The sequence below is a fragment of the Micromonospora noduli genome (assembly GCF_003264365.1).
GTDB lineage: Bacteria > Actinomycetota > Actinomycetes > Mycobacteriales > Micromonosporaceae > Micromonospora > Micromonospora noduli.
This window is the reverse complement of sequence record NZ_PYAK01000086.1, coordinates 1-18003: the sequence shown is the minus strand read 5'-3', so window position 1 is coordinate 18003 and position 18003 is coordinate 1. Positions and strand designations below refer to the sequence as shown.

Genomic DNA, 18003 nt, shown 5'->3' with positions numbered 1-18003 from the left:
TGTCGCTGGCCACCCTGGCCGCGGCGGCGGCGCTGCTCGGGTAGGTCCGTCAGCTGACTCGTCCAGCATCATGGTGAGTCACGCCGACGATGGCGCTCGCGGCCAGGACTGCAACCACGATCATCGCCTGATGATGCGGCGGGCAATCTCGATGCCGTACTGGCCGTGAGAGAGCACGGACGGCTAGCTCTGGACATCCGCCCTGACCGACTGCTCGCCGCCCTGGACCAGGTCAAGGGCGTCAGCGTGCAGTATTCGATCGGGGCTTGACGTCGACAAATGAAGCCGGTCCAGTGTCCGTCCATTGTCCAGGCCGCCGTATGGCTGAGTGCGGTGGTCAGCGCGCGGCAGGTGCGGCGAGCCGCAGGAAGACGTAGTCGCTGCCATCTGGACCGGGCCGGCGGTCGCCGTCGGGCTTCCAGCCGAGTTTGCTGTAGAAGGACTGTGCGCGGGTGTTGCGTTCCCACACCTCGAGCAGCCCTGTCGGTAGGGAAGAATCTGTGAGGTAGTCGACGAAGCTGGTGTGCAGGCGTGCGCCGATGCCGTTGCCCCAATGGCTGGGTATTACGTGGATCTGGTAGAGCTGGCCCGCCGTGCGGGCGTCTATGGTCGGCGAGTTTGGGCGTCCCATGCTCAGGATGCCGACGACCTTGCCGTCTTGAGTGGCGCACTTCACCACCCGGGCCGGTGAGTGGATGGCGCGGGCCCACCCGTCATGGCGTTGCTGCGTCTGCGCCGGGTCGGCGAGGTCGTCGGCGCTGAGTCCTCCGGCGATGTAGTAGGCGGTGCGCGCTTGAGTGTGCACCTCGACTATGCCCTCGACATCTGCAAGCGTGGCTTGTCGGATCATCACAGGGGTGTCCATGCCCTCTGGTCCCATCTGCCGGTCTCGATTTATCCTGCTGGCTCGCGGCCGACAAGGTTGGACTCGGCCCCTCAGTGAGGGCAGCCCGCATCGTGGATCAGGAACGAGACGTGCCCTCTGATCTGGGAAGATCTGACTTGTCTAAGGCCCAGATCGTCCACCACAGAAGGCACTCACCGGATGCAGGTTACCGCAGAACATCCGAAAATGGTTTGTCAGTGGTGGCGGGCGGGGCGGAGCTCCATGCACACTCCCATCTGACGCGAGATGACCCAATTGGCCGGGCCGAACCAGTGGGGTCAACGAGCTATGGACGGCCTGCGGGAACAGCGGAACGCCCAGCCCGGCCTTCCCGGACGCGATGATTGGCCGTTCAACCCACCGAACGATCCGTCAGCGGCATGAGCGTCCCGCTAGGGGTGGGGCCGGCGGCGGTCCAGACCGTCTGGGAGGGGTGCTCGTTGCTGTGCGCTGAGCGGGTCGCGTGCAACGATGCCAGGAGCTGCAGCCGGTCCGCGTCGGCGCTGCCCGGCTCGGCGGTGAAGACGAGCATGACGGAGCCGGGGTTTCCCGGTAGCGGGTAGGTGTCCCAGTCCAGGACGGTGTCGCCTACCCCGGGAATCCGGAAGGTCTTGGTACCGCTGACCGACTCACGTACGTCGTGCTGGGCCCACAGCCGCCGAAACTGGGCGCTGCGGATGCTCAGCTCACCAACGATCGCGGCGGCGCGTGGGTGGGTGGGGTCGGTGGCGACGGCGGCACGCATCATGCCGATGTAGTCCAGAGCCTGCTGCTCCCAGTCCGGGCAGCTACGCTCGCCGGTCAGCGTGTCGTCGAACAGCAGTAGGAGCATGTTGAGCCGGTCGGCAGGGTAGGCGTCCGGATCGCCGAGCAGCGCCTTCGCCATCGGGTTCCAGTCGAGCAGGTCGAGATGCCGGCCGAGTACGACCGCAGGAGTGTCCATTACCCGCAGCAGGCGCCGTGTGCCCTCCGGCACCCGCTCGGGATCGCGGTTCACCCGGGCGGGCATCGACCGGCGGGCGGCGTGGGCCAGGGTGAACAGGTGCCGACGTTCCTTGTGGTCGAGGCCGAGCGCGCCGGCAAGCGCGTCCAGGACGTCGTCGGACGGGCGTACCTCCCGGCCCTGTTCGATCCGCTGGTAGTAGTCAGTGCTCAGCCCGGCCAGCAGGGCCAACTCCTCGCGCCGCAGCCCGGTGACCTTGCGCCGGCCGCCCGGCTCCAGGCCGACGTCGTGCGGACGCAGCCGACTACGCCGAGCGCGTAGGAAGTCGCCGAGCTCACGAGCATACGGATGAAGGCTGTTCATGCCGCAAGTGTGCAGCGGCCCGGACCGCCGAAGGTAGGTCGCTCAGACCTAGGCAACCGAGAACGACTGAACCCATCGGGATCGCTCCTAACGTCGATGGGCCAGCGCACCGACACCTCCAGGAGCAGCAGATGACCGGATGGACCACCGACCACATCCCCGACCAGCACGGCCGGGTTGCCGTCGTGACCGGCGCGAACTCGGGCCTCGGCCTGGTCACCGCCACCGAACTGGCCAGCCACGGCGCCCACGTCGTGCTCGCCGTTCGTCACACTCCCGCCGGCGAGGAGGCCGCCCGCCGGATCGGTGGCGACGTCGAGGTACGCGAACTGGACCTGGCCTCCCTCTCCTCCGTGCGGACCTTCGCGGCGAAGCTGGCTGGCGACCACCCGGCGATCGACCTGCTGGTCAACAACGCCGGCGTGGTGCTGCTTGGCCCACGTCGCACCTCCGCCGACGGATTCGAACTGCACCTCGCCACCAACATGTTGGGCCACTTCGTACTGACCGGCCTGCTGCTCGGCAACCTGGCCGCGGCGCGGGAAGCCCGCGTGGTCAGTCTCAGCTCGATCACCCACAAAAACGCGCACTTGGACTTCAATGACCTGATGTTCGAACACGGCTATCGGGCAGCCACCGCCTACGGCCGGTCCAAGCTCGCCACCACGATCTTCGGCATCGAATTGGACCGCCGCCTGCGGGCCGCCGGAACGCCGATCGTCAGCGCCCTGGCCCACCCGGGTCTCACCCGCACCAACCTGACTCCGCGCGCCTGGGAACACCGTGGCCGACTCGGGCGACTGATCGCGTCGGCCGGCCTGCTGGCAACCCAGCCGGTGGCGCAGGGCGCGCTGCCACAATTGCGCGCTGCGACCGAGCCCGGTGTGCGGGGTGGCCAGTTCTTCGGCCCGTCCGGGCTCTGGGAGACGCGAGGCAGAGTCACTGAGGCCCGGCTCAGCCAGGAGGCCGCCGACCCGGCCGTCGGCACGCGGCTGTGGGCGGCAGCCGCAGACCTGACCGGCGTCAACTACCTCTGACCGTGTGGCGTTAGGCGACCCGAGACGCCGGCCAGCACCAGCCATCCCCGGAACAGCAAAGCCTGACCACTTCGACATCTACTGGGGAGGTCACACCGCACCGCTCGACGTCGGTGGTGATCATCGTCGGCTCAACCGGCGATGTCCACGACGACCTTGCCCTCGGCGGTGCCGTCGGCGACCAGCCGGTGGGCATCCATCACCGTGTCGAGCGTGAACGCGCGCGGATCCAGTCGCGGGCGCAACGCACCGGCATCGGCCAGCGCCGCGATCTCGCGCAGGATGTCGCCGTGGTGTTCGCGGCCCCGCCCGGTGAGCATCGGTAGCAGGGTGAACACGCCGGAGTAGGTCGCGCCGCGGAACGACAGCGGGGCGAGCGAGTGTGAGCCCCAGCCCAGCGCGCTGACGACGTGCCCATGGTAGGTGCGCACCGCCGCGAACGACGCGTCGAGCGTCGCGCCGCCGACGTTGTCCACGATGATGTCGAAGCCCTCGCCGCCGGTGTACCTCTCGACGTACTCCTCGACCTTGCTCGCGGTGTAGTCGATCGGCACGGCGCCCAGACTCTCGATCACCCGCATGCTCGCCGGTCCGCCGGTGGCGTACGCCTCGGCGCCGTGCGCCTGGGCGAGTTGGACGCCCACGTACCCGACCCCGCCGGCACCGCCGTGCACCAGGACCTTCTGCCCGGCGCGGACCCCGGCCCGGTCGACCAGCCCTTCCCAGGAGGTGACCGCCGCCAGTGGCAACGCGGCGGCCTCCCGCATCGAGAGTGCCTTCGGCTTGCGGGCCAGCAGTCGAGCGTCCACGGCGGCGTACTCGGCCAGCGAGCCCTGGAGGTCGCCGACGCCCCCGCACAGCCCGTACACCTCGTCTCCCGGCTCGAAGCCGGTCACCTCCGCGCCGACCGCCGCGACGACACCGGCGAGGTCCAGGCCGAGCACCGCAGGCAGGTGGACGCGCGCGTGCGCGGCCTTACCTGCCTGGATCTTCGTGTCGAGCGGGTTGACGCCGCTGGCGACGATCCGCACCAGCACCTGCCCGCGCTCGGGGGTGGGTTGATCGATCTCCTCGACCGTCAGCGGAACGTCGAACTCCCGCAGCACCGCAGCGCGCATAACCATCCACACTCTCCGTGATCGAGGCTTCACATGGACGCTATCCGACCGGATGGGCGGCGGGGCGGGTTCCTCGGACCGCGCCAGCGCCGCCACGGGCGGACCACGCCCGGGTCAGTCGTCTTCGGCACCGTCGAGCAGCGCGCGCCGCAGCGCCAGCCGGTGCTTCCGGCGAATCTCCGCCTCCCGGTACCGGCGTCGGTCCCCATCGGTCTCCGGCAGCAGCGGCGGCACCGTCCGAGGCTGACCGTCGTCGTCGATGGCGACCATGACCAGGTGGGCGGTTGCCACGTCGGTGGGCGGCACCGCCCGGTCCCACCGGTCGGCGGTCACCTTGACCGCCACCTCCATCGAGCTGCGGCCGGCCCAGGTGATCCGGGCGTCGACGTGCACGACGTCACCGACCCGCACCGCGCGGAGAAACGCCGTCTCGTCGATGGCGGCGGTCACAGCCGGCCCGTCGGAGTGCCGGGCGGCGACCACACCGGCGACGGAGTCGATGAGGTTGAGGATCCGGCCGCCGTGCACCGTACCCATCAGGTTGGTGTGGTGCTGGTCCATGATCTGCGAAAGGGTCAGGTGCGACGCCGACGGCGCTCGACCGGCGATCGTGGTGGTGTCGTGCACAGCGGTAGTCCGTCCCTCGGGAAACCACACCGCCGGGTCGCGGACACACGCTGGCGAGGACCTGGCCGTGTGCCACACGCACGGCCCGTCACCCGCTCAGCCCACCCGCGAGGCCGACGGCAGCGCACACGGTTGTGTACGCGGCGCCGGCAGGTCTTCGGACTCGCGGGCCTGACCGGTCGCGCCGGTCGCCTACTGGCCGTGGCTTCCCAGGCCACTGGCCCAGTGCTGATGACGGCGGTCGTTCCCACTCACCGCTGCGGGGCAGCCCCGGATTTCCACCGGGTTCCCTCTTACGACGCCCAGCCGGTCACGACGGGGCGAACCAGCGCCGTCGGCGAGCATAGCTGGCCAGGGGATCTGTCCACCCGGGGCGTCCTGCCGGGACGGCGGATGGCCTCATCGTCAACTTTTGGTCGTCTGAGGAAGAAGATCGTCGCCTCTTGAAAAAAGTCTCGCGAGGGTGAGGATATCCAGATGCGTCGTCTCCCCCAGACTTGCGGGCGGGTGGTCTCGGGCCTCCTCGCGTTCCTCCTCGCCTCGGCGGTCGCCCTCCTCGCGTCCGCCCAACCCGCCGCAGCTCACGGGACCCTCGCCATGTCCACACCGGCGAGCGGCGCCACAGTGCGCGAGCCGTTGATGTCGGTGCAGCTTTACTTCACCGAGAAGGCCGCCGCCAACGCGTTCTTCACGATCACCGCCCCGGGCGGCACCCGTGTCGACAACGGCTGGTCGCAAGGGGAGCCGAAGCCGCTGGAGAAGCCGGTACGGGAGTACTTCCTGGTCAACGGGCAGTTCGAGCCACGGGAGTACACGACGGGGTTCCCCGCTGTGGTGTCCGTCGCCCACCTGCCCGCCAAGGGCCAGTACTCGGTGAGCTACCTGTCGGTCGCCTCGGACGGCGACACCGTGCGGGGCACCCTGACCTTCCGCTACGACGGGCGGGTGACAGCAGCGCCGAAGGGATGGAGCCCGCCGTCGACCCAGCCGGACCCGGCGCTGGTGTCCGCCACCGAGCAGCACAACACGTCCGGGCAGGCCTCGGCGGTGCCGACCACCGCGGACGATCCGTCGACCCCGCCGGCTGCGGTGGCCCCGTCGACCGGGTCGACCGAGGAGAGCGGTCCCGGGGCACTGGCCTGGGCCGGCTGGGCGGCGGCGGTCGCGGCGGTCGGGGCGGTGGCCGGGTTCGTCGTCTGGCGTCGCCGATCCGGCGGCACACCCACTGGCCGGGGCCGTACCTCGGCGGCGACCTCCGGTCGACGCGGCGGTGGCGCCCGTGCCATGAACAGGACCGGCACTGGCAAGACCGTCGGCGGCAAGGTCGGCGAGGGCAAGACCGGCGGGGGCAAGGCCGGCGCGGCGACCGGCGTCGTCGCGCGTACCGCGAGTGACAAGCGGCGGCCCGCCACAGTGCCGGCGGCGCGCAAGGGCAACACGGTCGTCACGGCCCGCACGGGCGTTGCTGTCGATCCGACGCCTACCGATCAGGTGACCAAGGCCCTCGCCAGCACGAAGGGCGAGCCGACGGTCGACCCCGGACCACGGCCCGACACGGACCTGGCCGCCACGACGCCCGGGTCCCGGTTGAGCAACACCCACCTGGCGCTGTTCGTCGGTGGTCTGGTGATCGCTTTGCTGGCCGGGTTCGGGTTGGCCCGTATCGGCACCGCCGACGAGAGTCCGGCGGCCGGCAACGCACGACCGTCAGCCGGTGGACCGCCCGACTCGGGACAGGTGGGCTCGGCGACCGACGGGCACCAACACCCGGCCGGTACGGGGCCGCACACGCATCGGGGTGACGACGCGACGGGCGCGACGCTGGCGACCGGGACGACGGTCAGCGCCGGTGGGTACACCCTGCAACCGCTGGAGCGGTCCCAACCGCCCGGTGTACGCGCGGACTACCGGTTCCGGATCGTCGGGACCGACCGGCAGGCGGCAACCCGTTTCGCGGTCGTGCACGACAAGCCGTTGCACCTGATCGTGGTGGGCCGCGACCTGACCGGCTACCAGCACCTGCACCCGACGATGGCGTCCGACGGCACCTGGAGCGTCCCCTTGACGCTGGCCCGACCCGGCGGCTACCGCGTCTTCGCCGACTTCTCCGTCACCGCGGCCGACGGCACCCAACAGCCTCTCGTGCTGGGCGTCGATCACATCGTGCCCGGCGCGCACAGCCCGACCGCGCTGCCGCCGGCGCAGGCGCAGGCGACGGCTGGCCCGTACACGGTTTCGATGACCGGCACTCCGACGGTGGGGGTGACGGCGCCGATCCACTTCCAGGTCAGCGCCGACCCGACCGTCCCGGCGCAGTTGGAGCGATACCTGGGCGCGTACGGGCACCTGGTCGTGGTGCGTGAGGGTGACCTGGGCTACGTGCACGTCCACCCCGAGCAGGAGTTGGTCGACGGGACTGTCAAGTTCTGGCTGACCGCGCCGAGTTCAGGCCGGTACCGGGCCTTCTTCGACTTCCAGGTCGCCGGCACTGTGCACACCGGGGAGTTCACGATCAACGTTCCCTGAGTCCGGAACTTTCTCCGAGCTGCGGCCGACCAACCTCCCAGCAGCAACCATCGGAGGAAGAACACATGCGCACCACCAGCCCGAACGCTTCACGCCGCCGGTCGGCCGCCATCCTCGTCGCCGCGATCCTGACGGTGGGCGTCGCCGGTTGCGGCTCGTCCGATTCGCCGTCGACAGCGCAGGCGGGCCCGTCCGCGTCGGCCTCGGCCAACCCGGACGCTGGTGTGCTCGACATTCGTGACCCGTGGGTGAAGGCGGCCGACAAGGGCATGACGGCGGCCTTCGGGACCCTGGTCAACGACGGCGACACCGACGTCACGGTGACGAGTGCGACGACCTCGCTGTCGCCGATGGAGCTGCACGAGATGGCCGTGAAGGACGGCAAGATGGTCATGCGGCAGAAGCAGGGCGGCATCGTGATCAAGGCAAGGAGCACGCACGCCCTGGAGCCCGGTGGCGACCACCTCATGCTGATGAACCTCATCAAGCCCGTTCAGGCCGGCGACGAGTTGACAGTCACCCTGACCTTCGCCGACGGCAGGACCCAGCAGTTCCGCGCCGTGGCCAAGCCGTTCACCGGCGCGCAGGAGAGCTACGCCCCCGGGCACGGTGAGCCGATGCCCGGCATGAGCGCCACGCCGGAGATGAGCATGAGCCCGGCATCGTGACGCAGACACCACAGGTCCGACCGGTGAGCAGGCGTGGCCTGCTCACCGGCGGAGCACTGGCCGCCGGCGGAGCATTGGCCGGCGGTGCCACGATCGCCGCCACCCGCGCGGGGAGGACCGGGCCGCCGTCGGCGACCGCCGCCGACGCGACGCTGGCGGCGACCGTCGGCGGGCTGGTCGAGCCGTTCCACGGCGCTCGACAGGCCGGGGTGGCCACCGAACCGCAGGCGCACGCGTCGTTCGTGGCGCTCACCCTGCGGGCCGGCGTCGACCGGGCCGCGCTGGGTCGGATGTTGCGGTTGCTCACCGACGACGCCGCCCGGCTCACCCAGGGCCGACCCGCGTTGGCCGACACCGAGGCCGAACTCGGGCTGTTGCCGGCACGGTTGACGGTGACTTTCGGCTTCGGGCCGGGCCTCTACCGGGCGGCCGGCGTCGACGACCGCCGGCCGGCATCGGTCACCGACCTGCCGTCGTTCCGCATCGACCGGCTCCAGCCGGCGTGGTCCGGCGGTGACCTGCTGCTGCAGATCTGCGCCGACGACGCGATCTCCGTCGCCCACGCCCAGCGGGTCCTGATCAAGGACAGCCGACCGTTCGCCACAGTGCGGTGGGTCCAGCAGGGCTTCCGGCGCAGCCCCGGTGTCGAGCCGGGCGGCCACACCCAACGCAACCTGTTCGGTCAGCTCGACGGGACCGCCAACCCTCGGCCCGGCGCGCCCATGGACACCGCGCTCTGGGTCGCGGACGGCCCGGCGTGGCTGCGCGACAGCACCACAGTGGTGCTCCGGCGGATCAGCATGAACATGGAAACGTGGGACCTGCTCGGCCGAACGGACCGCGAACTCGCCGTCGGGCGACGGCTCGACACCGGCGCACCGCTCACCGGCAGCGCCGAACACGACGAACCCGACTTCGCCGCCACCGACGCCGACGGCCTCACCGTCATCCCCGACTTCTCTCACCTGACCCGCGCCCACGTCACCGACGACCGGTTGAAGATCCTGCGCCGGCCCTACAACTACGACGGGGTGCCGACGGCGGAGGGCCACGCGGACAGCGGCTTGATCTTCACCTCGTACCAGGCCGACATCGCCCGACAGTTCCTGCCCATCCAGCGCCGGCTGGCCGACCGGGACCTGCTCAACGAGTGGACCACGCCGATCGGCTCCGCCGTCTTCGCCATCCCGCCCGGATGTCAACCGGGCGGGTGGATCGGCGAGCAGGTGCTCGGATGACCACGCCAACCGTCATGACCGTACCGTCGTCGCGGCCCACCGCCGTCCGGCTCGGCGCGGCGGTGCTCGCCGTCCTCGTGGCGGTACTGATCCCGGGCAGCCCGGCCTGGGCGCACAACTCGCTCCGGACGGCCACGCCTGCCCGGGACGCGACAGTGCCGAGCGCACCGACCGAGGTCACGCTCGAATTCATGCAGCGACTCGACCCGGCGTTCACCACCATCGTGCTCACCGACGCCGCCAAGCGGAAGCTTCCCACCGGCGAACCGGTGGTCACCGGAGCGAAGAGCACCGTCCAAGTGACCGACACCCTGCCGAACGGGACATACACGGTCGCCTACCGGGTCGTCTCCGTCGACGGGCACCCGGTGCAGGGGTCCTATCCGTTCACTGTGGCCGATCCGACGTCCAGCGCCGCGCCGGTCGCCAACGTCAGCGCGTCGGCGCCTCCCCCGTCCGCCGCCGCCGCGAAGTCCGGCGGCGGTCCGAGCGGCGGTGTCCTCGTCGCGGCTGTCGCGCTGGCCCTCCTCGTCCTGGTGACGGCTGGGCTGCTGTGGCGGCGGGCGGCCCGGCGCTGATCCGACCCGCCCCCGTGCGGTCCGATCTTCGGGAACCGCCGGCGTCTCTCCCCCGACTACCAGTCAGGGCCGACGCGACACCTCACCGGGCGACCAGACCAGTACGGGAAACGCCTTCGCGCTTCCCGACTCTTCCGATCGGATCACCATGTCTCTCACCGAATTGTCCGGCACGCCGACGCCGGAGCCCGCCACGACGACCGGGAAACCGGCCCGGTCCGCCCGGCGCACGTCACCGTTCGGCGCGCTGCTGCTGCGGTTGCACTTCTACGCCGGCATCCTCGTCGCCCCTTTCCTGGTGGTCGCCGCACTGACCGGCCTGGCCTACACCACGACCCCGCAACTCGACTCGATCCTCTACGGCGACCAGCTGACCGTCGCCCAGATGGGTGACCGTCAGCTCCCGCTGGCCGAGCAGATCGGGGCCGCGCGCAACGCGCACCCCGACGGCAGCATCACCACAGTGCAACCCGGCGACGGCGACCGGACCACCAAAGTGGTGTTCTCAGTGCCCGAGCTGGGCGAGAACCAGCACACCGTCTACATCAACCCGTACACCGGCGAGTCCCAGGGGCAGCTCACCACCTGGTTCGGGTCCACGCCGGCCACCACCTGGCTGGACGACCTGCACCGCCACCTGCACCTGGGCACGGTGGGCGAGCACTACTCCGAACTGGCCGCGAGCTGGCTGTGGGTGATGGCACTGGGCGGGGTCATCCTCTGGTGGCGTCGACGAGGCGCCGCCCAAGCTGCCGCCCGGCACCTGCTCGTGCCGGACCTTTCCACCGGTAAGGGTGTCCGCCGTACCCGGGGATGGCACGCCACCACCGGCATCTGGCTCACCGTCGGACTCCTCTTCCTCTCGGTCACCGGCCTGACCTGGTCCCGCTACGCCGGCGCGAACTTCGCCGCCGGTCTCGACGCGCTGAGCGCCCGCACTCCGGAGATCTCCACCGGCCTCACCGCCGGTCCCCCCGCCCCTGCCGAGACCGGCGGGGGCCACGAGCACGGTGCCGCCGGGGCGGGCGGGGTCGTCGAGTCGGCGGCGTTCGATCGGGTCCTGACTGTCGCTCGCGGCGCGGGCCTCTCCGGGCCGGTCGAGATCACTCCCGCGCCGGAGCCGGGCTCCGCCTGGACCGTCACGCAGGTCGACAACACCTGGCCGGTCAGGAAGGACCGCATCGCCGTCGACCCGGCCTCGGACACGGTCACCGCCCGCAGCGACTTCGCCGACTGGCCCCTGCTGGCCAAACTGAGCGGCCTCGGCATCCAGGCCCACATGGGGATCCTCTTCGGCCTGGTCAACCAGATCCTGCTCGCCGCGCTCGCCCTCGGCCTGCTCTGCGTCATCTTCTGGGGCTACCGCATGTGGTGGCAACGCCGACCCACCCGCGTCGGCCGCCGGGCGATCGCCGGCACCTCGCCAGCCCGTGGCGGCGTACGCGGTCTGCCGCTCTGGGCGCTGTTGATCGGCGTACCGGTGACCGTGGCGATCGGCTGGGCGCTGCCCCTGTTCGGGCTCACAGTGCTCGCCTTCCTCGTCATCGACGTGGTGCTGGGTGCGGTGTCCCGACGCCGACGACCTGCCGCGGCTCCCACCTCCCCGGCTCCCGCGGGGAGCTGATCCACCGGACCGGCCGTCCGTCCTCCGACGGACGGCCGGAGGCTTCGCTCAGATCACTACCTGTTTGGTGTTCGGCAGGCTGTCGACTATCGACTTCTGCACGTTGATCGTGTCGGCGATGACCTCGTGGGGCGTGTTGGCCATCCACTGCATCACCGAGATGTCCTCGAAGCGGGGATGGCGGAACATCTCCAGGAACACCAGTGGTTCATCGCCGGTGTTCTCGATGTAGTGGCCGTACGCGAACGGAACGTAGCCCACATCGCCGGCCTGGAAGTCGAACGTCCGGGCCGCCGCCTGCGAGGCGAAGACGCCCATCCGCCCGGTGCCGGAGATGTAGTACTGCCACTCGTCAGTGGTGGGATGCCAGTGCAACTCGCGCATCCCTCCCGGCTCGACCTCCACCAGGGCCGCGGCGGTGGTCACGGAGGCGGCGAAGTTGGTGGAGTCGGTGATCCGGACCGTTCCGCCGCGGAATCGCTGCGGGGTCTGCGCGAGCATCCGGTGCTTGAAGCTTCGCGGGATGTCGCCGGTCGGGCTGACCACCCGGTCCTGTTGCAGGGGTGGTGGGACGTCGCCCTGGAAGATGTACTTTTCCCGCTCGGGCAGGTTCTCCATCTGTTCCAGCGTCCAGCCGAAGTTCTTGGCCAGCACGTGTCGAGGGGTGTGTGCGAAGAAGTCGCTGAGCAGGAAGGTGTTGTTCTCCGAGAACGCCCCGTCGTCGAAGACCAGCAGGAACTGGGCGCCGTCCTCCAATGCCTGGATGTTGTGCGGCACGCCCTGCGGAAAGAACCACAGATCGCCGGCCTTCACGTCCTCGATGAAGTTGCGACCCTCGTGGTCCACAGCGCTGATCCGGCAGCTGCCGCTGAGCATGTACGCCCACTCCGACTGCTGGTGCCAGTGGATCTCCCGGTACGCGCCCGGCTCGAGACCGAACTGGACGCCGGACAGCTGACTGGCGATCGGGAGGTCTCGGCTGGTGACCTCGCGGGTCCAGCCACCCTTCTCCACCCGGGTGTGCGCCTGCGAGAACGAGAACTTGAGGTTGGGCACCAGCCGGCTGTCGGTCGTCGGTGGAACCAGGAGGTCCGGGTTCTGCCGCTCGAGCTCGACGTTACGGCCTGCGAAAGGCGCGGCGCCCTGGTCGCCGCGCCGCGGCTCGGGATCGCTGTTCGCCATGATCGCTGTCTCCTCACTCGGGTTGGATCGGATTGGGCGCGGGAACGGATCCGCCCCGCAGCCGTAGCCGGGACGAGATCCCCAGCAGGGCACGCAGTCCGGGCCAGCCGTACTGGACCGCGATCGCGACCGGAATCGCCGCGGCGGTCGTCATCAGCACCAGGCGGGCCCACGCCGGAGCGTGACCACCCGCCCCGATGCTGGCGTAGAGGACGAACATCAGCAGTACGACCCGGAGCCGACGCAGACCGGGAAGTTTGGTGAGCTGGGCCATGGTCCGATGATCGGTGCCGAACGTCGTCCGTCGCATCACGTGATCGCGCTATTACCGCAGGTCAAATCCCGGACAGTGGGGGTCATTCGGCGCACTCCCGTCGGTTCGTCGATCTGGTCGCCCGTACCTGTCGCCATGGCTAGGCTCGGTCGCAGGACGGCATTTCGATGCGCCTGGTAACAACCGGGGAGAACGCCATTGCCCGAATCACCCTTCAACGCCGGAACGCTCCCGGCCGACGACATCGCCACCGACGCCGAGCAACGACGGCACCGGCTGTTCGCCACGGCGGACCAGCTCCGGCTCGCCGGACGCGGGATGGAGGCGCTGCACGTCCTGGCGGCGGAGCTCGCCACGAGTCGCAGCGGCGAGCGCCACCGCGCCCTCCTGCTCGGTCGCCTGGCGCAGATCGTGGCACTGGAGCAGCCGAGCATCGCCCTCGCCGGTCTGCGGGAGGCGCTGAACCTCCGACTGGACGCCGACAGCCGCGGCACCCTGCTCGCCCTGGTCGCCACGATCGCGGCCCGCACGGGACATCCGGACACCGATGCCCTGCTGCGCGACGCGGGGACCGCGCACGCCGCGTCGGGTGACCCGACGTCCGCTCGCCACCTCGCCCTCGGCCGGGCCGCCCGCTCGCTCGCGCACGGTGATCTGCCGGGTGCCCAGGCTGTGCTGGCGGCCCTCGACCCGAGCTCCTGGGCGGCACGCGCCGACGCCCCGTCCATCCGGGCGGAACGGATCCTCGTGCAGCTCGGCCTGGGCCGGCACCAGGACGCGCGGGCCGCGACCCGCCAGGCGCCCGACGCGACCGACGTTTCACTGACCGGACTGACCGCGCTGGACTGCCTGCGGATGGTGGCCGTGGGAGAGCTGCCCGAGGCGGCCGCGCTGGCCGTGACGACACTCAGCTCCGGCTCGGCGGACCTCAGTCGGGAGGTGCGTGCCCTGTTGGTCGCGGTGATCGCCGAGGTCCGCTACCGCCGTGGCGAACACGACGACGCCCGCGCCATTCTCCGCACCTGCCTCGCCGAGGACCGATGGCCGGACCGTACGATGTGGACGTTCGCGTTCTGTGTGGCGGTGCGCGACAGTGCCCTCAGCGCGCCGGCCGGCCTGCTCACCACTGTCGTCGCCGACCTGCACCGGTCGGTCCGGTCACTGCTGCCCGTGCCGCACTTCGGCCCCCGACTGGTACGCGCGGCGGTGGCGGCCGACGACACCCGGGCCGCCCGCCGGGTCACCGAACTGGTCGAGCTGGTCTCCACCCGTACCCCGGTGCCGCTGTGGCACGCGTTGGCCGATCAGAGCCGAGGGTTGCGCGACGGCGACCCGGACGCCCTCCGTTCGGCGGTCGACCGGCTGCGCACCACCGCCGCGCGGCCGGCGCTGGCCGACGCGTTGCTCGACCTCGCGAACAGTCCCCGGGCGCGGTCCGGGGAGGCGCGCGATGCCGCGCACGAGGCGGCTGCCCTCTACGCCCGGATCGGCGCTTCTGGCGACCAGGCGATCGCGGACCGGCGCTGCGCCGACCTCGCTGCCACCCCGCGCCACCGGCCGTCGATCGACGAGCCGTCGAGCCGGGGCATCGGCGCGCTCACCCCGGCCGAGGAGCGGGTGGCCGAGATGCTCGCCGCCGGCGCCACGAAGAAGGAGGCGGCCCGGAGCCTCTTCGTCTCCTTCCACACCGTGGACACCCAACTCCGCTCCATATACCACAAGCTGGGCATTCACAATCGGATGCAGTTGGTGCGGGCCTGGGAACGGACCAGACGATAATCAGCCGATGACCGCGCCAGCCGACCTGACGCCGCTCGCCGAAGCCGTGGAGTGCGAATTCATGCACTCCTACGAGTCGCAGGCGCCCGGGGCCACGTACACCGAACTCGGGATCGCGACCACCCGCATCGGCGGCGGTGTGGCCCTCGCGATGCGCAACGATCCCTCCGGCGGGTACTGGAACAAGGCCCTCGGCTTCGGCACCACCGAGCCGTTCACAGTGCAGACCCTGGATCGTGTCCTCGACTTCTACCGGGAGCAGGGCGTCGACCAGGCGGTCCTCCAGCTCGTTCCGTCGGTGCTGCCCGCGGGCTTCGACGAGGTCGCCGCCGCGCGAGGGCTGGAGCCGGGAAGCACCTGGGTCAAGCTCGCCGCCCGACCCGGCGACGTCGCCACGGCGCAGACCCGTCTGCGCGTCGCCCCGGTGCCGGCCGACGAGGCGCGGCACTGGGCCGACGTCGTGCTCACCGGGTTCGGCATGCCGACCGGTGGGCTCACCGACATGCTGGCCGCGACGGTCGGCCAGCCGGCGTGGCGACCGTACGCGGCCTGGAACGACGGCGAACTGGTCGCGGGCGGCAACCTGTTCCTGCACGGCGAGGCCGCGTCGCTCAACGCCGCCGCGACGGCCACCGGTCACCGCGGCCTCGGGGCGCAGTCGGCGCTGATCGCCGCCCGCGCCCGAGCCGCGGCCGAGGCGGGATGCCGGTGGCTGTTCGCCGAGACCGGCAAGCCCGCGCCCGGCCAGCAGAACCCGTCGCTGAACAACATGCGCCGGGCCGGGCTGGTGCCGCTCTACGAACGCCGCAACTGGGTCTGGCGAGCAGCTTCCTGAAGCCGCCCGCCGCTGTCACTTCTCGCTGTCGAGCAGCGCCATCATGGCGGTCGCGTACCGCTGGCCGGAGGCGGCGCCGGCCGGCACGGCACGCTCGATCTCGTCCAGCGCGTCCTGGTCGAGCGCCAGGTCGACGGCGGCCAGCGACTCGGTCAGCCGGTCCCGCCGCCGCGCCCCGACCAGCGGCACGATCTGTTCGCCCTGTGCCGCCACCCAGGCGATCGCCACCTGGCTGGTGGTCGCACCCAGCCGCTGTGCGACCCGGCCGAGCGCGTCCACCAGGCGCAGGTTGGCGGCCAGGTGCTCGCCCTGGAATCGTGGGCTGTTGGCCCGGAAGTCCGTGCCGGTCAGCGCACGGTCGGCCGACCAGTGGCCGCTGAGCAGACCTCGGGACAGCACCCCGTAGGCGGTCAACCCGATGCCCAGCTCCCGCAGCGCCGGCAGAATGGTGGCCTCCGGGCCCCGGGAGAGCAGCGAGTACTCGATCTGGACGTCGCTGATCGGCGCTACCGCCGCGGCCCTGCGGATGCTGTCCGCGCCCACCTCGGAGAGCCCGATGTGCCGGATGTAGCCGGCCTGCTGCATCTCCAGCAGCGCGCCCACGGTCTCCTCGACCGGCACCTGCGGGTTCAGCCGCGACGGCCGGTAGATGTCGATGTAATCGGTGCCCAACCGTCGCAGCGAGTACGCCAGCCGGTCCTTCACCGCCGCCGCCGACACGTCGTACGGTGCCGCCTGGAAGCCGCCGTCGGGTGTCCGGCGTGCGCCGAACTTCACGCTGAGCACCACCTCGTCCCGGCGACGCTCCCGCAGCACGCGGCCGATCAGCATCTCGTTGTGACCCGAACCGTAGAAGTCCGCGGTGTCGATCAGGTTCACACCGGCGTCGATCGCCGCGTGCAGCGTCGCGACGCTCTCCGCCTCGTCGGCCGGCCCGTACAGGTCGGACATGCCCATCGCGCCGAGCCCGATGATCGACACCTCCGGTCCGGAGGCACCCAACCGTCGCCGTCGTAGACCCGTCATGTCCCTCGTCTCCTTCGGTCGTCGTCGCGGTGCGTCGTGGTGTCCCGGCACCGCTGTGTACGCTGTGTCCATATAACCAGCAAGTAGACAGCGTGTCCATATAACCGGGAGGACCAGTGGCCGAGCTCACGCCGGACGCCCAGACGCCAGCGCGCCGTGGTCGCGGCCGCCGCCCCGCCGATCAGGTACGCGCGGAGATCCTCACGGCCGCCGGTGAACTCCTGCTGGCCGAGGGCATGGCCGGCTTCACCATCGAGAAGGTCGCGGCCCACGCCGGAGCCAGCCGGATGACCATCTACAAATGGTGGCCCTCCAAGGGAGCGCTCGCCCTGGACGGCTACTTCACAGTCGTCGCGCCCACCCTGGCCTTCACCGACACCGCCGACATCGTCGCCGACCTGACCAACCAGCTCGTCGCCTTCGTCCACCTGGTGCGGGACACCACCGCCGGGCGGGTCATCAGCCAGCTCATCGGGCAGGCGCAAACCGATCCGGAACTGGCTGCCGCCTACCGCGAGCGCTACTCCGGCCCCCGTCGAGCCTTGGCCGTCGAGACCCTCAGCAGGGCCATGGCCCGGGGGCAGCTGCGGCCCGACATCGACCCCGAATCCGTCGTCGACCAGCTCTGGGGCGCCTGCTACCACCGGCTTCTCATCGCCGACCTGCCGCTCACCGAGGACTTCGCCCGCACCCTGGTCGACAACCTCATCCGCGGACTGCGCTGACCGGCAACCGGCCCGACCACCGCGCATGCCACGGAGCGACCGGGCTCCGCGGGCGGCCGCCGACCAAACATGAAGATCATGTTCAATCGGTGCTAACGTCATTGATCGATGCACATACGATCGTCACTCTCGCCCGGCCGGCACCGCAAACTGAGGTGAGGATGCCCCTCCACTTCGACCTGCTCGGGCCGCTGACAGTGTCACGGGACGGCCGACCGGTCGCCCTCGGGTCGACGAAACAGCAGCTGGTGCTGGCCGCTCTGCTGCTACGCCCCGGTGAGGCGATCTCCGCCAACGAGCTGATGACGATGGTGTGGGGCGACCAGTCCCCCGCCTCGGCCGCCGCGAACCTGCGCACCTACCTGCGGGGGCTGCGCCAGGCACTCGACTGCGCCGCGGGCGAGCGCCGCCGGATCCTCACCACATCGGGCGGCTACCTGCTTCGCGTCGAGCCGGACGAGCGGGACGTGGACCGGTTCGACGCGGCGGCGGCGCGCGGACGGGCAGCGCTGGCCGCCGGCGACCCGGCGGCGGCGCTGCCGGAGCTGGCCCTCGCGCTCGGCATGTGGCGGGG

At 70.8% G+C, this 18003-nt stretch carries 17 protein-coding genes and 1 riboswitch; of the genes, 10 read left to right on the top strand and 7 right to left on the bottom strand.

Going from position 1 to position 18003, the window contains the following annotated elements; genetic code table 11:
* Window positions 1-337: 337 nt before the first annotated feature.
* Together GUI43_RS31375 and GUI43_RS31370 are read right to left on the bottom strand one after the other, a co-directional pair.
* Window positions 338-865 carry a GNAT family N-acetyltransferase gene (locus GUI43_RS31375; protein ID WP_112700432.1) on the bottom strand — a complete coding sequence of 176 codons (528 nt, stop codon included), beginning with the start codon at window positions 863-865 and terminating at the stop codon, window positions 338-340.
* A gap of 373 nt (window positions 866-1238) precedes the next feature.
* Window positions 1239-2192, bottom strand: coding sequence for a helix-turn-helix transcriptional regulator (locus GUI43_RS31370; RefSeq protein ID WP_112700430.1), 954 nt, complete (start codon window positions 2190-2192; stop codon window positions 1239-1241).
* Window positions 2193-2323: 131 nt separating this feature from the next.
* On the opposite strand from GUI43_RS31370, the gene GUI43_RS31365 reads away from it, so the two are divergent.
* Window positions 2324-3229 carry an oxidoreductase gene (locus tag GUI43_RS31365; RefSeq protein WP_112700428.1) on the top strand — a complete coding sequence of 302 codons (906 nt, stop codon included), beginning with the start codon at window positions 2324-2326 and terminating at the stop codon, window positions 3227-3229.
* A gap of 131 nt (window positions 3230-3360) precedes the next feature.
* Here GUI43_RS31365 and GUI43_RS31360 read toward each other — a convergent pair whose 3' ends face one another.
* Both GUI43_RS31360 and GUI43_RS31355 read right to left on the bottom strand, forming a co-directional pair.
* Complete coding sequence (locus tag GUI43_RS31360; RefSeq protein WP_211326790.1) at window positions 3361-4353, bottom strand: zinc-dependent alcohol dehydrogenase family protein; 993 nt, start codon at window positions 4351-4353, stop codon at window positions 3361-3363.
* Window positions 4354-4461: 108 nt separating this feature from the next.
* Window positions 4462-4908, bottom strand: a complete 447-nt coding sequence (locus GUI43_RS31355) for an acyl-CoA thioesterase (protein WP_238684380.1) — start codon at window positions 4906-4908, stop codon at window positions 4462-4464.
* Window positions 4909-5105: 197 nt separating this feature from the next.
* A riboswitch (cobalamin riboswitch) is annotated at window positions 5106-5319 on the bottom strand.
* A gap of 132 nt (window positions 5320-5451) precedes the next feature.
* Between GUI43_RS31355 and GUI43_RS31350 the strand changes: the two genes are divergently transcribed.
* The 5 genes from GUI43_RS31350 to GUI43_RS31330 all read left to right on the top strand — a co-directional run bounded on the left by GUI43_RS31350 (window position 5452) and on the right by GUI43_RS31330 (window position 11608).
* Complete coding sequence (locus tag GUI43_RS31350) at window positions 5452-7500, top strand: DUF8832 domain-containing protein (protein WP_112700424.1); 2049 nt, start codon at window positions 5452-5454, stop codon at window positions 7498-7500.
* A 65-nt stretch (window positions 7501-7565) separates the two neighbouring features.
* Window positions 7566-8168: a copper chaperone PCu(A)C gene (locus GUI43_RS31345; RefSeq protein WP_112700422.1), complete on the top strand. Its 603-nt coding sequence runs from the start codon at window positions 7566-7568 to the stop codon at window positions 8166-8168.
* Between the two features lie 23 nt (window positions 8169-8191).
* On the top strand, window positions 8192-9406 hold the full coding sequence (locus tag GUI43_RS31340; protein ID WP_112700436.1) for a Dyp-type peroxidase: 1215 nt from the start codon (window positions 8192-8194) through the stop codon (window positions 9404-9406).
* Window positions 9403-9984, top strand: a complete 582-nt coding sequence (locus GUI43_RS31335) for a copper resistance CopC family protein (RefSeq protein WP_249037902.1) — start codon at window positions 9403-9405, stop codon at window positions 9982-9984. Before GUI43_RS31340 ends, GUI43_RS31335 begins: the two co-directional genes overlap by 4 nt.
* A 148-nt stretch (window positions 9985-10132) precedes the next feature.
* Window positions 10133-11608, top strand: a complete 1476-nt coding sequence (locus GUI43_RS31330) for a PepSY-associated TM helix domain-containing protein (RefSeq protein ID WP_112700420.1) — start codon at window positions 10133-10135, stop codon at window positions 11606-11608.
* Window positions 11609-11656: 48 nt separating this feature from the next.
* Here GUI43_RS31330 and GUI43_RS31325 read toward each other — a convergent pair whose 3' ends face one another.
* Together GUI43_RS31325 and GUI43_RS31320 are read right to left on the bottom strand one after the other, a co-directional pair.
* Window positions 11657-12790, bottom strand: coding sequence for a cupin domain-containing protein (locus tag GUI43_RS31325; protein ID WP_112588791.1), 1134 nt, complete (start codon window positions 12788-12790; stop codon window positions 11657-11659).
* A 13-nt stretch (window positions 12791-12803) separates the two neighbouring features.
* Window positions 12804-13100 carry a hypothetical protein gene (locus tag GUI43_RS31320; protein WP_112603048.1) on the bottom strand — a complete coding sequence of 99 codons (297 nt, stop codon included), beginning with the start codon at window positions 13098-13100 and terminating at the stop codon, window positions 12804-12806.
* A gap of 162 nt (window positions 13101-13262) precedes the next feature.
* On the opposite strand from GUI43_RS31320, the gene GUI43_RS31315 reads away from it, so the two are divergent.
* Window positions 13263-14843, top strand: a complete 1581-nt coding sequence (locus GUI43_RS31315; protein ID WP_112588787.1) for a helix-turn-helix domain-containing protein — start codon at window positions 13263-13265, stop codon at window positions 14841-14843.
* 7 nt (window positions 14844-14850) lie between these two features.
* Complete coding sequence (locus tag GUI43_RS31310; RefSeq protein ID WP_208646468.1) at window positions 14851-15678, top strand: hypothetical protein; 828 nt, start codon at window positions 14851-14853, stop codon at window positions 15676-15678.
* Between the two features lie 15 nt (window positions 15679-15693).
* Here the strand turns inward: GUI43_RS31310 and GUI43_RS31305 are convergent, their stop codons facing one another.
* A complete protein-coding gene (locus GUI43_RS31305) occupies window positions 15694-16704 on the bottom strand; it encodes an aldo/keto reductase (protein ID WP_112700418.1) in 1011 nt (336 codons plus the stop codon).
* Between the two features lie 116 nt (window positions 16705-16820).
* Between GUI43_RS31305 and GUI43_RS31300 the strand changes: the two genes are divergently transcribed.
* Together GUI43_RS31300 and GUI43_RS31295 are read left to right on the top strand one after the other, a co-directional pair.
* Window positions 16821-17429 (top strand): TetR/AcrR family transcriptional regulator, encoded by a 609-nt coding sequence (locus GUI43_RS31300; RefSeq protein WP_112588783.1) that lies wholly within the window; start codon window positions 16821-16823, stop codon window positions 17427-17429.
* 161 nt (window positions 17430-17590) lie between these two features.
* Window positions 17591-18003 (top strand): AfsR/SARP family transcriptional regulator (locus GUI43_RS31295; RefSeq protein WP_211326789.1); only part of this gene is annotated, 413 nt, incomplete at its 3' end.